Below are 12624 nucleotides of genomic sequence, written 5' to 3' on the forward strand. Positions count from 1 at the left end.
GATGGCCGCCTCCCCGATCCAGCTGCCCCTGCCGCTCGGTGGCCGTGCCGCACCGACCTTCGACGACTTCCTGGTCGGCGACAATGTCGCGGTGTTGGCCCACCTGCGTGGCCTGCAGATGCCCGGTGCGCCGGTCTATCTCTGGGGGCCACCGGGATGCGGCAAGAGCCATCTGCTGCAGGCGCTGGCCGGCGGCGTGCGGCGAGCCGGCCAGCTGGCCTGTGACTTCGAGCCTGGCCGTGTTCTGCCGGCCGATGCCACGCTGGCGCTGATCGACGACGCCGAGACACTGGACGACGCGGCGCAGGCGGATGCCTTCCGCTGGTTCGTCGACGCGGCCACGGCCGGCGTGCAGATCGCGGCTGCCGGCCGCCTGCCGCCGGTGGACCTGCCGCTGCGCGAGGACCTGCGCACCCGCCTGGGCTGGGGCCCCACCTTCGCCGTGCAGCCCTTGGGCGAGGCCCAGGTGCGCGCGGTGCTGCGCCGCGAGGCCGACCGGCGCGGCATCTTCCTGGCCGACGAGGTCATGGACTACGTGATGGCCCGCTTCACCCGCGACCTGCGCCACCTGATGCAGCTGCTCGACCACCTGGACCGATTCGCGCTGGCGCGTTCGCGCCACGTCACCGTGCCGCTGGTGCGCCAGATGCTCGACGAGAACCTGCCGCTGTGACGTGCCAGCATCCCAGAACCGCCACCCGATGCCCCGCCACCTGACCCTGTTCGACCTCGACGGCACCCTGCTGCCCACCGACTCCGACCATGCCTTCGGCGAATACCTGGTGCGCATCGGCTGGGCCGACGGCGAGGCCCATCGCCGCGCCAACGACCGCTTCTACGCCGACTACCTGGCCGGCCGGTTGGACATGGACGCCTACGTGGACTTCGCCACCGCGCCCTGGCGCCGGCGCGGCACGGCCGAACTGGCCGATGTCACCGAACGCTTCCTGGCCGACGTGGCACGGCCGGCGCTGCATCCGGCGGCCCTGGCCCTGGTGCAGCGGCACAGGGATGCCGGTGACCTGATCGCCATCGTCACCGCCACCAACGAGTTCGTGACGCGGCCAATCGCCGGCCTGTTCGGCATCGAGCACCTGATCGCCACCGAACTCGCGCGCGACGGCGCAGGCCAGGTGACCGGCGCGATCCGCGGCACGCCGGCGTTCCGGGATGGCAAGATCGCGCGTGTGGACGCATGGCTGGCCGCGTTGGGCCAACAGCTGTCCGATTTCGAGCGCTGCACGTTCTACAGCGATTCGACCAACGACCTGCCGCTGCTCGAGCACGTCAGCCATCCCGTGGCCACCAACCCGGTGCCGGCCCTGGCGGCGATTGCCGCAGAGCGCGGCTGGCCGGTCCTGCACCTCTTCAAGACATGATCAAGAAACTCATCGGCAAGCTGCTGGGCAAGTCCCCGGCACCGCCCCCCGTGCCCGCGGGTCCGCCCCTGGGCCAGCGCCGGGACATCCCGGCGGCCGAACACGGCATCGACCCCAAGCTGCTGGACGACAACGCCGTGCGCGTGGTGCGCACCCTCAAGGAGGCCGGGCACGAAGCCTACATCGTCGGCGGCGCCGTGCGCGACCTGCTGGTGGGCCTGCGGCCGAAGGACTTCGACGTCGCCACCGACGCCACGCCGGAGCAGGTCAAGGCGCTGTTCCGCCGCGCCTTCATCATTGGCCGGCGCTTCCGCCTGGTGCACGTGATCTTCGGCCGTGGCCGGGAGCACGAGGTGATCGAGGTGTCGACCTTCCGGGCGCTGCTGGACCCCGCCGCCGCCGACGCCGTCGCCGGCAACGAGAAGACCTCCAAGGCCGAGCTCAGCGGCAAGAGCCATGCCGTGGACGCCACCGGCCGCGTGCTCCGCGACAACGTCTGGGGCCCGCAGATCGAGGACGCGGCGCGCCGCGACTTCACGATCAATGCGATGTACTACGACCCGCTGACGCAGACCGTGGTCGACTACCACGGCGGCCTGGCCGACGTGCGCGCCAAGGTGCTGCGCCTGATCGGCGACCCGCCCACGCGGTTCCGCGAGGACCCCGTGCGCATCGTGCGCACCGTGCGTTTCGCGGCCAAACTGGGTTTCGGGCTCGACCCGGCCACGCGCCAGGCGATCGCGCCGCATGCGGCGCTGCTGGCCAACGTCCCGATCTCGCGTTTGTTCGACGAGATGGTCAAGCTGCTGCAGACCGGGCACGCCCAGGCCAGCCTGACGCAACTGCGCGAACACCGCCTGCCGCACGGCGTGTTCCCGATCCTGGACCTGGTGCTGGCCCAGGCCGAGGCGGGCGGGCAGGGCGACCGTTTCGTGCAGTTGGCACTGGCCGACACCGACCGCCGCGTCGCCGCCGGCAAGCCGGTGGCGCCGAGCTTCCTGCTCGCCTGCCTGCTGTGGCACGAGGTGCAGGGGCGCTGGACGTCGCTGAAGGCCGGCGGCGAGCCGCCGATGCCGGCGCTGCAGCAGGCCATCGACGCGGTGTTCGACGCCCGCATCGGCGACATCTCCGGCCGCGGCAAGCTGGCCGCGGACATGCGCGAGATCTGGATGATGCAGCCGCGCTTCGAACGCCGGTTCGGCAACGGGCCCTATTCGCTGGTGGACTCGCCACGCTACCGCGCCGGCTACGACTTCCTGAAGCTGCGGGGCGATGCCGGCGAGATCGGGACCGACCTGGCCGAGTGGTGGGAGGACTTCGCACTTGGCGGCGACGACGACCGCGAGGCCATGATCGCCGCCGCCCGCGAGGCGCACCAGCGCGGGCCGCGGCGCGTGCAGGGGCCGAAGTCGGCCGTGCGTGGTGAGGGCGGCGCGCCGGCACCGCGCGACGACTCGGCCGAAGCTGAAGACAACGACGCGCCCGCCGCGCCGGCCCGCAAGCGCCGCCGCCGGCGTCGCAAGCCTGGCGGTGGCGCCGGGGAGGGCAGTGCGCCGGCCACCGGCGGTGGCCCCGAGGGCGCCGCTTGAGCCTGCCGGTGCGTGCCTGGGTGGGCCTGGGGGCCAACCTGGGCGACGCGCCGGCCACGCTGTCGGCGGCCTTCGACGCTCTGGCGGCACTGCCGCAATCGGTGCTGGTGGCGCGGTCCTCGCTGTGGCGAAGCGCCCCGATCGAGTCGAGCGGGCCGGACTACGTCAACGCCGTGGCCGCGCTGGACACCAGCCTGTCACCCGGCGCGTTGCTGGCAGCGTTGCAGGCCATCGAGGCCGCTCACGGGCGCACCCGGCCGTACCGCAACGCGCCGCGCACGCTGGACCTGGACCTGCTGCTGCACGGCGATACCGTGCTGCAGACGCCGGCACTGACCCTGCCGCATCCGCGCCTGCACCTGCGCGCCTTCGTGCTGGAACCGCTGGCGGAACTGGCGGCTGAGCTGGTCATCCCCGGCCTGGGTCCGCTGGCGCCCTGGCGCGCCACCGCTGCGGCTCAGGCGGTGTCGCGACTGGCGCCCTGAACGGCCGCCGTGGCCGGCGCTGGCTCGAGCTCCCACTCGAAAAGCTTCTGCACGCCGAAGGCGATGCTGCTCATCAGCACGGTGGCGCCGATCAGCAACGCCGCGATCACGCCCAGCACGGCGCCCCAGCCGCTGGCCTGCACGGGTTGCGCGAAACGCTCGGCCCACCGTTCGTCCGGGGTGAGCCCGTAGACGATGGCGTGCAGCATGGCCTGGGCGATCATCAGGCCCAGCAGCGGCATCAGCAGCCAGGCCAGGTGGTCGTCCTGGCCCAGGACCATGAAGCGCTCCAGGCCGAAGACGCCCAGGCTCGTCGGCAGCAGGTGCAGCCAGGCCGGGATGTTGCCCAGCCCCTTCAGGTAAAGCCGGTGCAGGCCCAGCGTGCCACCCAGCAGCGCCAGCCACACGGCGATGGTCTTCGAGCGCATCAGGCCAGCACCGTGTCGACCGGGTCGCAGCTGTCGCCAGGGCCCAGGGCCTTCTGCATCAGGATCACGTCCAGCCAGCGGTCGAACTTCCAGCCCGAGGCCTTCAGCACGCCGGTGTGCTCGAAACCCAGCGCACGGTGCACGCCGATCGAGCCGGCATTGGCGGCATCGCCGATCACGGCCAGCATCTGGCGGGCCCCCAGGGCCTCGCAGCGCGCCATCAGTTCGGCCAGCAGCAGGCGGCCGATGCGCTGACCCTGGGCACGCGGGGCCAGGTAGATCGAGTCCTCCACGCAGAAGCGGTAGGCGCGGCGCGGGCGGAAGTGGTTGGCATAGGCGTAGCCCAGCACGTCACCAGCGGGCTGGGCCTCGGCCACCAGCCAGGGCAGGCCCTTGCCGGTGACGTCGGCAATGCGCCGCGCCATCTCCGCCTCGTCCGGTGGTTCCAGCTCGAAGGTGCCGGTGCCATGCAGCACGTGGTGGGCGTAGATGGCGGTGATGGCCGGCAGGTCGGCCGGCTGGCTGGGGCGGATGCGCACGGGAGGCCTTGTCGAACGTGAGACCGCGGAGTCTATAATGCGCGGTTTTCGGCAGCGGCCCCGGAGGACACCGGGGCGTATCTACGTGGCCGAATGTTCCGGCCTGCCGCGCAGCACGTGTCCCTGCGCTTGGCAGTCCAGCCGGCCTGGCGCCGCCCCGGAAGGTGCGCCTCGGGCCTCAGGCAATAGCGAGGATATCCATGGTCGTGATCCGACTGGCCCGTGGCGGTTCCAAGAAGCGCCCGTTCTACAACATCGTCGTCGCCGACTCGCGCGAGCGTCGCGACGGCCGTTTCATCGAGCGCGTGGGTTTCTACAACCCCGTGGCCTCGGGCGCGGCCGAGAAGCTGCGTGTGGCGCAGGACCGCGTCAGCCATTGGGCCAGCGTGGGCGCCCAACTGTCGCCCACCGTGGCCCGCCTGGTCGGCGAGGCCCAGAAGGCGGCCGCACCGGCCGCGGCCTGACCGCTAACTGCACCCGGGCGCTGCGGTGACCGTCGCGTCGAGTGTGTCGGCGCCGCCACCGGAGCGTCCCGACGACGCGGTCGAAGTCGGCCGCGTCGCTGGCGCCTGGGGCATCAAGGGGGCGATCAAGGTGTTGCCTTTCGCCGCCGACCCGCAGGCGCTGTTCTCCACCAAACGCTGGTTCATCGAGCCTCCGGCGACCCGCAAGCCCGGCGCACCCACGGTGCTGCCGACGTTGCTGCGCATCGTCTCGGCGCGCGAGCAGGGGGACCACGTCGTCGCCACCGCCCAGGAATTGGACGACCGTGATGCCGCCGAAGCCCTGAAGGGTGCACGCGTCCTGGTCTCCCGAGCCAGCTTCCCAACGCCGGAGGACGGCGAGTTCTATTGGGTGGACCTGATCGGCTGCCGCGTGGTCAACCGCGCCGGCGCTGAACTCGGCAGCGTCGATCACCTGCTCGAGACAGGCCCGCACTGCGTGCTGGTGATCCGGCCGGCCCACGACGGTCAGGGCGAATGCATGGTGCCTTTCGTCGAGGCCTATGTCGATGCCGTCGACACCGCGGCACGCCGCATCGACGTCGACTGGGACCCGGGCTGGGACCGCGAGCCGGTCTGAACCAAGCCCGTTCGCCGCGCCCGACGCTTCTGACGGCCGCATGCGCTTCGACATCGTCACGATCTTCCCGGAACTGTTCGCCCCGCACCTGACGCAGGGGGTCACGCGGCGCGCGTTCGAGACACGGCAGGTCGACGTCCGGCTGTGGCCGCTGCGGGACTTCGCCGTCGATGCCTACCGTCGTGTCGACGACCGCCCCTTCGGCGGCGGCCCGGGCATGGTGATGCTGGCCGAGCCGCTGGAAGCGGCGCTGGCGGCTGTCCGGGCGGAGCGGGGTGCGCCACCCGCGGTGGTGCACTTCACGCCAGCCGGCCAGCGCCTGGACCAGGCACAGGTGCACCAGTTCGCCGCGGGCGACGGCGCCGTTTTGCTGTGCGGCCGATACGAGGGCATCGACCAGCGCGTGCTGGACCGGCACGTCACGCACCAGATCAGCCTCGGCGACTACGTGATCTCCGGCGGCGAACTGGCGGCGCTGGTGCTGCTGGACGCGGTGGCTCGGCTGCAGCCCGGCGTGCTGTCGGCCCCCTCGCACGAGCAGGACAGCTTTTCCGATGGCCTGCTCGAAGGCCCGGCCTACAGTCGGCCGGTGCAATTGCCGCGCGCCGACGGGGCAAGCGATGGTGTGCCGGAGGTTCTGCTGTCCGGCCACCACGCGCGCATCGCACGCTGGCGGCGCGAGCAGTCGCTGGCGCTGACAGCCCGCCGCCGGCCCGACCTGATCGAGGCTGCACGCGCCGCAGGACGGCTGAGCCGGGAGGATGAGCGCTTCCTGACCACTCTCGGGCTATAATGGAAGGCTTTTCGATCCTCTGGCACCCACCAAAACCGATTCAACCCGGGTGGCCATGATCGTGATGGAGAACCCCTTGGATCTGATCGCCACCCTCGAGCAGGAAGAGATTGCTCGCCTGAACAAGACCATCCCAGCCTTCGCCCCCGGCGACACCGTGATCGTCAGCGTCAACGTCGTCGAAGGCACCCGCAAGCGCGTGCAGGCCTACGAAGGCGTCGTCATCGCCAAGCGCAACCGCGGCCTGAACAGCAGCTTCATCGTGCGCAAGATCTCCAGCGGCGAAGGCGTGGAGCGCACCTTCCAGCTCTACAGCCCGCTGATCGCCAAGATCGAGGTCAAGCGCCGCGGCGACGTGCGCCGCGCCAAGCTGTACTACCTGCGCGAGCGCAGCGGCAAGTCGGCCCGCATCAAGGAGAAGCTGGCCTGACGGTGGGCCTGGCGCCCATGTCGCATATGAAGGCCGCCCGGCAGGGCGGCCTTTTGCATGGTCGATCGAGTTGCCCATGAGCACGGTGCCGCGCATCGTCGATCCGAAGGCCGTCCCGGTGGCGGGCACCGATGCCCATCTGCCGCCAGTGCCAGCCGAACGCCTGGCCACCGAGTTCCTGCGGGCGCGTCTGCCCGACGCGCCGCTGTGGACGCCGGAATGGCCTGGCGATGGCGGGCGCCTCGGCGCCAGGGATCCGATGGCGGCGTCGGTGCTCATGCCGCTGGTGGCTCGCGACGACGGGCTGCACGTGCTGCTGACGCGACGCACCGCGCACCTGCGCGACCACGCAGGCCAGATCAGCTTCCCGGGCGGGCGCGCCGAGCCGGAGGATGCCGACCCTGCCGCCACCGCGTTGCGCGAAGCGCAGGAGGAGGTGGGCCTGGTGCCTGCCCAGGTCGAGGTCCTCGGGCACCTGCCGACCTACACGACGGTGACGAGCTATGTCGTGACGCCGGTGGTGGCCCTGGTGCGGCCGCCCTTCGACCTGCAGCCCGATCCGTTCGAGGTCGACGAGGCCTTCGAGGTGCCGCTGTCCTTCCTGATGAACCCGGCCCACCACCGACGGCACGAGTGGGAGATGGAAGGCATCCGCCGCCGCTTCCTGTCGATGCCCTGGCAGGGCCCTGGCGGCGAGTACTTCATCTGGGGCGCCACGGCTGCCATGTTGCGCAACCTCTACGCCTTCCTGGTGCGTTGAACGGCGGCGCCGGGGTGGGGCACCAGGCCCGCCGGCCCGCTCGCTATCATTTGCACCAATGAGCTTCTTTGCGGTCCTGTTCGCGCTCCTGATCGAGCAGGTCAAGCCGCTGCCGCGCGACAACCCGATCCACCACGCCCTGGTGGCCTGGGTGGGCTGGACGGGCCGCACCTTCGATGCCGGCAAGCCGCACCACGCCTGGGTGGTGTGGACGATCGGCGTGTTCACGCCGACCGTGGCTGTGGCCGTGGGCTGGTGGTGGGTCAACCACTGGTCGGCCGTGGCCGGGCTGCTGCTGATGGCCGCGCTGCTGTACCTCACGCTGGGGTTCCGCCAGTTCAGCCACTTCTTCACCGACATCCGCGAGGCGCTCACGCGGGGTGACGAGGTCGAGGCGCGCCGGCTGCTGGCCGAGTGGCGGCACCTGGACGCCAGCGAGCTGCCGCGCACCGATCTGCTGCGCCACGTGATCGAGCACGCGCTGCTGGCGGCGCACCGGCATGTCTTCGGCGTGTTCTTCTGGTTCGTGCTGCTGGCCGCGCTGGGCCTCGGCCCGGCGGGCGCGGTCTTCTACCGCATGGCCGAGTTCGCCAGCCGCTACTGGGGCTACCGGCACCGCGCGATGGACGCCCCCGCCAACGAGGGCCTGCTCGCGGTGGCGCAGCGCGCCTTCAGCCGCATCGACCACGTGCCGGCCCGCATGACGGCCTTCGGCTTCGCCATCGTCGGCAATTTCGAGGAGGCGGTGGCCGGCTGGCGGCGCGATGCGGTGCTCTGGCGTCACGCCAACGAGGGCATCATCCTGGCGGCTGCGGCGGGTGCCGTGGGTGTGCAACTGGGCGGCACGGCGGCGCCCGGCGTGACGCCGGACCGTTCCAAGACCTTCACCAGTGGCGTCGAGGACGATCTGGCCAGCGCCGAAGGCGCCACGCCGGGCATGCCGCCGCAACTGGGGCACATGCAGTCGGTGGTGGGCCTGGTGTGGCGCTCGGTGCTGCTGTGGTTGCTGCTGCTGGCGCTGCTGTCGGTGGCAGCGCTGGTGGCCTGACCGTCGCGAGGCTCAGTAGCGTTGTGGCGCGCTGAGTTCGTCGAACAGTTCACCATACAGCCGCCAGCGCGACGGCGCGATCACGCCGCGCTCGGCCGCCGCCCTGAGGGCACAGCCGGGCTCGTGGCGATGCGTGCAGTTGTAGAAGCGGCAGCCACCCAGGTGGGGTGCCAGGTCCGGCATCAGCGACGCCAGATCGGTGGCTGGCACGTGGTGCAGGCCGAAGGCCTGGAAGCCGGGTGAATCGATCAGCGCGCCGTTGCGCCCGGTCAGCCAGTACCAGCGTGTGCTGGTGGTGGTGTGCCGACCGGTGCCCAGGGCCTGGGAGATCTCGCCCACCTGGGCGTCGGCGCCGGGCACGGCGCGGTTGATCAGCGTGCTCTTGCCTGCACCGCTGGGACCGAGCACCAGGGTGGTCCTGCTCGCCAGCAAGGGCTGCAGCGCGGCCAGCGATTCCGCCGGGCGCGCCTTGAGCGCGAGTTCGACCACCGGCACGCCCATGGCGCGGTAGGGTGCCAGGCGCTCGCGTGCCGTGTCCGCCGCCGGCAGGTCGGTCTTGTTCAGGCCGATGACGGTGTCGATGCCCGCGTGCGCCGCGGCCACCAGGGCACGCGTCAGCTGCGACTCGGAGAACATCGGTTCGCCCGCCACCAGCACCAGGATGCGGTCGAGGTTGGCGGCAAAGGCCTTGCTGCGCCACTCGTCCTGGCGCCACAGCAGGTTGCGGCGCGGCTCCAGCGCCTCGACCACGCCCTCGTCGCCACTGATGGCCCAGCGCACGCGGTCGCCGACCACGGCTTCGGTCTTCTTGCCACGAAGATGGCACAGGCGATGGCTGCCGTCGGCGCTCTCGACGATCAGGTGGCGGCCGTGTGCCGCCACCACCAGCCCGGTCTGCTGCGCTGCGGTCAAGGCGCGCGGTTGGCCAGCAGCGCGTCGACCTTCGCCGCGCTGGCGAAGTCGCGCGCGGTGATGCCGCCGGCCGAATGCGTCGACCAGCACACCACGCAATGGCCGTAGTGCACAGACAGGTCGGGATGGTGGTCGTCCTGGTGGGCGATCCACGCCACCGCATTCACGAACGCCATCGTGCGGTGGTAGTCGGGGAAGTCGAAGCGCTTGTGCAGCGCGCCGTCCACACGCCGCCAGCCGGGCAGGTCGGCCAGGCGGGTGTCGACCTCGGCATCGGGCAGGGCGGTGGTGCTCATGGGGCGGGCAGCGCAGCCAGCCGCTCGGCCGCCGGTGGGTGGGAATAGTGGAAGCGCACGTACCAGGGGTCGGGCGTCAGCGTGGCCGCATTGTCCTCGTGCAGCTTGACCAGCGCACGCGCCAGGTCGCGCCCGTCGGCCTGCGCGCAGGCGAAGGCGTCGGCCTCGAACTCGTGGCGGCGCGAGACGGCCGCCCCCAGCGGGGCGAGGAAGAACGTGAAGGGCGGCAGGGCCAGCATGAACAGTATCAGCGCCAGCGCGTCGTTGGGCGTGCCGACGTTGGGCTGCACGCCCAAGCCGAGGTAGAAGCCGGCCTGGCCTGCCAGCCAGCCCAGCAACGCGAGGCCGGCCAGGCTGGCGCCGAAGATCATGACCATGCGCTGCAGCACATGGCGGCGCTTGAAGTGGCCGAGTTCGTGGGCGAGCACAGCCTCCACCTCACCGGGCGTCAGGCGGGCGAGCAGCGTGTCGTAGAACACGACGCGCTTGGCCGCGCCCAGGCCGGTGAAATACGCGTTGGCATGGGCCGAGCGCCGGCTGCCGTCCATCACGAAGAGGCCACGGGCGGCGAAACCGCAGCGCTGCATCAGCGCCTGCACGCGTTGCGCCAGGCCTTCGTCGGCCAAGGGTTCGAAGCGGTTGAACAGCGGTGCGATCACGGTGGGCCACAGCACCAGCAGCAGGCCGTTGAACGCGACCCAGGCCACCCAGGCCCAGAGCCACCACAGGCCACCGCTGGCGGCCATCAGCCACAGCACCAGGGCGGCCAGCGGGAGGCCGACGACGGCGCCCACGGCGGCGCCCTTGAGGCGGTCCTTCCACCACAGGCCCGGGGTCTGGCGGTTGAAGCCGAAGCGCTGCTCGACGCGGAAGGTGGCCACCCATTCCAGCGGCAGGTCGATCAGCGCGCCGATGACGGTGAAGGCCACCAGCAGCGCCAGTTGCACGCCCAGCGGGCCGAGCAGGGGCTGCAACGGCAGCAGGCCGTGATTGAGCGCATCCAGACCGCCCAGCAGTGTCCAGCCCAGCAGCACCGCGTGACCGACCACGGTGGACAGCACCGCGAGGCGACCTTTGGCCAGCGTGTAGTCGGCGGCCTTGTGGTGCGCCTCGGTGCTCACGCGCCCCACGAAGGCGGCGGGCACCTGCGCCCGGTGCGCCGCCACGTGCCGCATCTGGCGCGTCAGCAGCCACAGCCGCACGGCCAGCGAGGCCAGCACGGCGGCGGCAAAGGCGAGCGACAGGTCGTTGGCGTTCATCTGGGGGCGGCAAAACCGTCAGTGTAGGCTTGGGCGAGAATCCCGCCTTTGCCTGCAGGCCAAGCCAAGCCCATGACCGACACCGCGCTCGCCCCCAGCGAACACAACCTCGTGTGGATCGACCTCGAGATGACGGGGCTGGACACGGTCAACGACCGCATCATCGAGGTCGCCGTTATCGTCACCGATCCGCAGCTCACGGTGCGCGTCGAAGGGCCGGTGTTCGCCATCCACCAGAGCGATGCGGTGCTCGACGGCATGGACGCCTGGAACAAGGGCACGCACGGCAGGAGCGGGCTGATCGACCGCGTGAAGGCCTCCACCGTGGACGAAGCCCAGGCCGAGCACGACACCATCGCCTTCCTGCAGCGCTACGTGCCCAAGGGCAAGAGCCCGATGTGCGGCAACTCGATCTGCCAGGATCGGCGCTTCCTGGCCAAGGACATGCCCGCGCTCGAGGCCTTCTTCCACTACCGCAACCTCGACGTCAGCACGCTCAAGGAACTGGCGCGGCGCTGGAAGCCGGCGGCGCTGGAAGGCTTCAAGAAGGCCCAGGCCCACACCGCGCTGGCCGACATCCACGAGTCGATCGACGAACTGATCCACTACCGCACGCACCTGCTGGCGGTCTGACCGGCGGCGGTGCTTCAGCGCTGCTGGCGCCAGGCGTGCAGCAGCGCGCGCACCTCGTCGTCGGCGCGGGCCGGCAGCTTTCGGTATTCCGAGCAGTCGGCCTTGCGCGCCAGCAGCCGGTGGTTGATGAGCTCCCGGCGGAGCGTCACGTGGTCGCCGAAGGCATTGGCCTCCTTCAGGATGGCGTTGACCTCGCGCTCGGTGTAGGGCCGCTTGGCCTCGAAGCGTGTCCACAGGATCCACATCGCCAGCCGCTGCACCGTGTACTTGGTGGGCCAGCGCACCAGCCGGCCCTCGGCGTCGAACTGGGTCAGGGTCTTGCGGGCGTTGTCGCTCAATGCCGCGGGCGCTTCCGCCGTCTGGCGTGACGCTGCGGGCGTGCGCAGCGATGCCCGCAGGCTCTGGTGGTTGCGCTGACCCAATGCGCGGGCCACGAGGTTCAGGGTCTCGACGTGGCTGGGTGGCTCTGGCTTGGTGGCCAGGTGAGCCTGCAGCGCATGGCTGAGGGCGCGCGCGAACGACGACAGGTCGGGGATCGCGAGGGGCAGGGGTTCGGACGGCATGGACGGCTCTCCATCAATGCATGCACCTGGGACCGGGCGGTCTGCCGGGGGTTGCCGACTTCCGGCGCGGTGCACGCGATGGGGACCATCGGGCAAAGCGCGGTTCTCAGGGGCAGGTTTAGCTCACGGGGGACCCGCGCGGCAACGCCTGGGTGAACTGCCGACCGCTGACCAGTGTAGCGCCTGTGTGCAGATCCGGGTCAACCCTGATACACTCTTGCGCTTCCGTTCATCCCCTCTGACCACGCTCGCCGCTTTGACGGCTTCGGGCGTGCCGGCCGCGAGTTCTTCAGCGGCCGTCGGCGGCGATGCCGTCGCCGCGAGTTCTCGTCTTCGAGCGTTCAGCGACCCCACCCCCTGGGTGCCGGGCCAGATGCCATGTTGTGCATCGGGCTGGTGCCATGTGCGGCCGTGCGTGCCTGCAGGC

General features: G+C 71.0%; 17 protein-coding genes. 11 read left to right on the plus strand and 6 right to left on the minus strand.

The window, feature by feature from the left end:
* The first annotated feature begins 1 nt into the window (after position 1).
* Genes ENE75_RS20815 through folK form a run of 4 tightly spaced genes read left to right on the plus strand, consistent with a single transcriptional unit; the run spans position 2 to position 3453 of the window.
* Positions 2 to 673, plus strand: coding sequence for an HdaA/DnaA family protein (locus tag ENE75_RS20815; RefSeq protein ID WP_128200299.1), 672 nt, complete (start codon positions 2 to 4; stop codon positions 671 to 673).
* A gap of 28 nt (positions 674 to 701) precedes the next feature.
* The gene (locus ENE75_RS20820; protein ID WP_128200301.1) at positions 702 to 1379 is read left to right on the plus strand and encodes a histidinol-phosphatase; all 678 of its coding nucleotides are present in this window, start codon (positions 702 to 704) and stop codon (positions 1377 to 1379) included.
* Entirely contained in the window at positions 1376 to 2968 is a 1593-nt protein-coding gene (pcnB, locus tag ENE75_RS20825; protein ID WP_128200303.1) for a polynucleotide adenylyltransferase PcnB, read from the plus strand. The genes ENE75_RS20820 and pcnB overlap by 4 nt, the downstream gene beginning before the upstream one ends.
* Positions 2965 to 3453 carry a 2-amino-4-hydroxy-6-hydroxymethyldihydropteridine diphosphokinase gene (gene folK / locus ENE75_RS20830; protein WP_128200305.1) on the plus strand — a complete coding sequence of 163 codons (489 nt, stop codon included), beginning with the start codon at positions 2965 to 2967 and terminating at the stop codon, positions 3451 to 3453. The genes pcnB and folK overlap by 4 nt, the downstream gene beginning before the upstream one ends.
* Here the strand turns inward: folK and ENE75_RS20835 are convergent.
* A complete protein-coding gene (locus tag ENE75_RS20835) occupies positions 3426 to 3881 on the minus strand; it encodes a hypothetical protein (RefSeq protein WP_128200307.1) in 456 nt (151 codons plus the stop codon). The two genes, folK and ENE75_RS20835, sit on opposite strands and share 28 nt — an antisense overlap.
* Positions 3881 to 4420: a GNAT family N-acetyltransferase gene (locus ENE75_RS20840; protein WP_128200309.1), complete on the minus strand. Its 540-nt coding sequence runs from the start codon at positions 4418 to 4420 to the stop codon at positions 3881 to 3883. The genes ENE75_RS20835 and ENE75_RS20840 overlap by 1 nt, the downstream gene beginning before the upstream one ends.
* A 200-nt stretch (positions 4421 to 4620) precedes the next feature.
* Here ENE75_RS20840 and rpsP point away from each other — a divergent pair, with 200 nt between their 5' ends.
* From rpsP to ENE75_RS20870, 6 genes are all read left to right on the plus strand, one after another.
* Entirely contained in the window at positions 4621 to 4884 is a 264-nt protein-coding gene (gene rpsP, locus ENE75_RS20845; RefSeq protein ID WP_128200310.1) for a 30S ribosomal protein S16, read from the plus strand.
* Between the two features lie 25 nt (positions 4885 to 4909).
* On the plus strand, positions 4910 to 5503 hold the full coding sequence (rimM, locus tag ENE75_RS20850) for a ribosome maturation factor RimM (protein ID WP_128200312.1): 594 nt from the start codon (positions 4910 to 4912) through the stop codon (positions 5501 to 5503).
* Positions 5504 to 5543: 40 nt separating this feature from the next.
* A complete protein-coding gene (gene trmD, locus ENE75_RS20855; protein WP_128200313.1) occupies positions 5544 to 6296 on the plus strand; it encodes a tRNA (guanosine(37)-N1)-methyltransferase TrmD in 753 nt (250 codons plus the stop codon).
* A gap of 76 nt (positions 6297 to 6372) precedes the next feature.
* Positions 6373 to 6726, plus strand: coding sequence for a 50S ribosomal protein L19 (gene rplS, locus ENE75_RS20860; protein ID WP_128200315.1), 354 nt, complete (start codon positions 6373 to 6375; stop codon positions 6724 to 6726).
* Positions 6727 to 6802: 76 nt separating this feature from the next.
* A complete protein-coding gene (locus tag ENE75_RS20865; RefSeq protein ID WP_128200317.1) occupies positions 6803 to 7486 on the plus strand; it encodes a CoA pyrophosphatase in 684 nt (227 codons plus the stop codon).
* 58 nt (positions 7487 to 7544) lie between these two features.
* Positions 7545 to 8534: a CobD/CbiB family protein gene (locus tag ENE75_RS20870; RefSeq protein WP_128200319.1), complete on the plus strand. Its 990-nt coding sequence runs from the start codon at positions 7545 to 7547 to the stop codon at positions 8532 to 8534.
* A 12-nt stretch (positions 8535 to 8546) separates the two neighbouring features.
* Here the strand turns inward: ENE75_RS20870 and rsgA are convergent, their stop codons facing one another.
* From rsgA to ENE75_RS20885, 3 genes are read right to left on the minus strand one after another with little or no spacing between them, the layout of a single operon-like run.
* Positions 8547 to 9446: a ribosome small subunit-dependent GTPase A gene (gene rsgA, locus ENE75_RS20875; RefSeq protein WP_128200321.1), complete on the minus strand. Its 900-nt coding sequence runs from the start codon at positions 9444 to 9446 to the stop codon at positions 8547 to 8549.
* Positions 9443 to 9742: a 4a-hydroxytetrahydrobiopterin dehydratase gene (locus tag ENE75_RS20880; RefSeq protein WP_128200323.1), complete on the minus strand. Its 300-nt coding sequence runs from the start codon at positions 9740 to 9742 to the stop codon at positions 9443 to 9445. Before ENE75_RS20880 ends, rsgA begins: the two co-directional genes overlap by 4 nt.
* Positions 9739 to 11001 (minus strand): M48 family metallopeptidase, encoded by a 1263-nt coding sequence (locus tag ENE75_RS20885; RefSeq protein ID WP_128200325.1) that lies wholly within the window; start codon positions 10999 to 11001, stop codon positions 9739 to 9741. Before ENE75_RS20885 ends, ENE75_RS20880 begins: the two co-directional genes overlap by 4 nt.
* 72 nt (positions 11002 to 11073) lie before the next feature.
* Here ENE75_RS20885 and orn point away from each other — a divergent pair, with 72 nt between their 5' ends.
* Positions 11074 to 11634, plus strand: a complete 561-nt coding sequence (gene orn / locus ENE75_RS20890) for an oligoribonuclease (RefSeq protein WP_128200327.1) — start codon at positions 11074 to 11076, stop codon at positions 11632 to 11634.
* Between the two features lie 14 nt (positions 11635 to 11648).
* Here orn and ENE75_RS20895 read toward each other — a convergent pair whose 3' ends face one another.
* Entirely contained in the window at positions 11649 to 12197 is a 549-nt protein-coding gene (locus ENE75_RS20895; protein WP_128200329.1) for a DUF2087 domain-containing protein, read from the minus strand.
* Between the last annotated feature and the right edge of the window lie 427 nt (positions 12198 to 12624).

It is taken from the genome of Rubrivivax albus, assembly GCF_004016515.1.
GTDB classification, from domain to species: domain Bacteria; phylum Pseudomonadota; class Gammaproteobacteria; order Burkholderiales; family Burkholderiaceae_C; genus Rubrivivax; species Rubrivivax albus.

What these genes read in the sequence shown, in the direction of transcription:
- ENE75_RS20815 (WP_128200299.1), top strand. Translation starts at nt 2, where the DNA reads ATGGCCGCCTCCCCGATCCAGCTGCCCCTGCCGCTCGGTGGCCGTGCC.
- ENE75_RS20835 (WP_128200307.1), bottom strand. Translation starts at nt 3,881, where the DNA reads ATGCGCTCGAAGACCATCGCCGTGTGGCTGGCGCTGCTGGGTGGCACG.
- ENE75_RS20885 (WP_128200325.1), bottom strand. Translation starts at nt 11,001, where the DNA reads ATGAACGCCAACGACCTGTCGCTCGCCTTTGCCGCCGCCGTGCTGGCC.
- ENE75_RS20870 (WP_128200319.1), top strand. Translation starts at nt 7,545, where the DNA reads ATGAGCTTCTTTGCGGTCCTGTTCGCGCTCCTGATCGAGCAGGTCAAG.
- trmD (WP_128200313.1), top strand. Translation starts at nt 5,544, where the DNA reads ATGCGCTTCGACATCGTCACGATCTTCCCGGAACTGTTCGCCCCGCAC.
- ENE75_RS20880 (WP_128200323.1), bottom strand. Translation starts at nt 9,742, where the DNA reads ATGAGCACCACCGCCCTGCCCGATGCCGAGGTCGACACCCGCCTGGCC.
- ENE75_RS20895 (WP_128200329.1), bottom strand. Translation starts at nt 12,197, where the DNA reads ATGCCGTCCGAACCCCTGCCCCTCGCGATCCCCGACCTGTCGTCGTTC.
- ENE75_RS20865 (WP_128200317.1), top strand. Translation starts at nt 6,803, where the DNA reads ATGAGCACGGTGCCGCGCATCGTCGATCCGAAGGCCGTCCCGGTGGCG.
- pcnB (WP_128200303.1), top strand. Translation starts at nt 1,376, where the DNA reads ATGATCAAGAAACTCATCGGCAAGCTGCTGGGCAAGTCCCCGGCACCG.
- ENE75_RS20820 (WP_128200301.1), top strand. Translation starts at nt 702, where the DNA reads ATGCCCCGCCACCTGACCCTGTTCGACCTCGACGGCACCCTGCTGCCC.
- rpsP (WP_128200310.1), top strand. Translation starts at nt 4,621, where the DNA reads ATGGTCGTGATCCGACTGGCCCGTGGCGGTTCCAAGAAGCGCCCGTTC.
- orn (WP_128200327.1), top strand. Translation starts at nt 11,074, where the DNA reads ATGACCGACACCGCGCTCGCCCCCAGCGAACACAACCTCGTGTGGATC.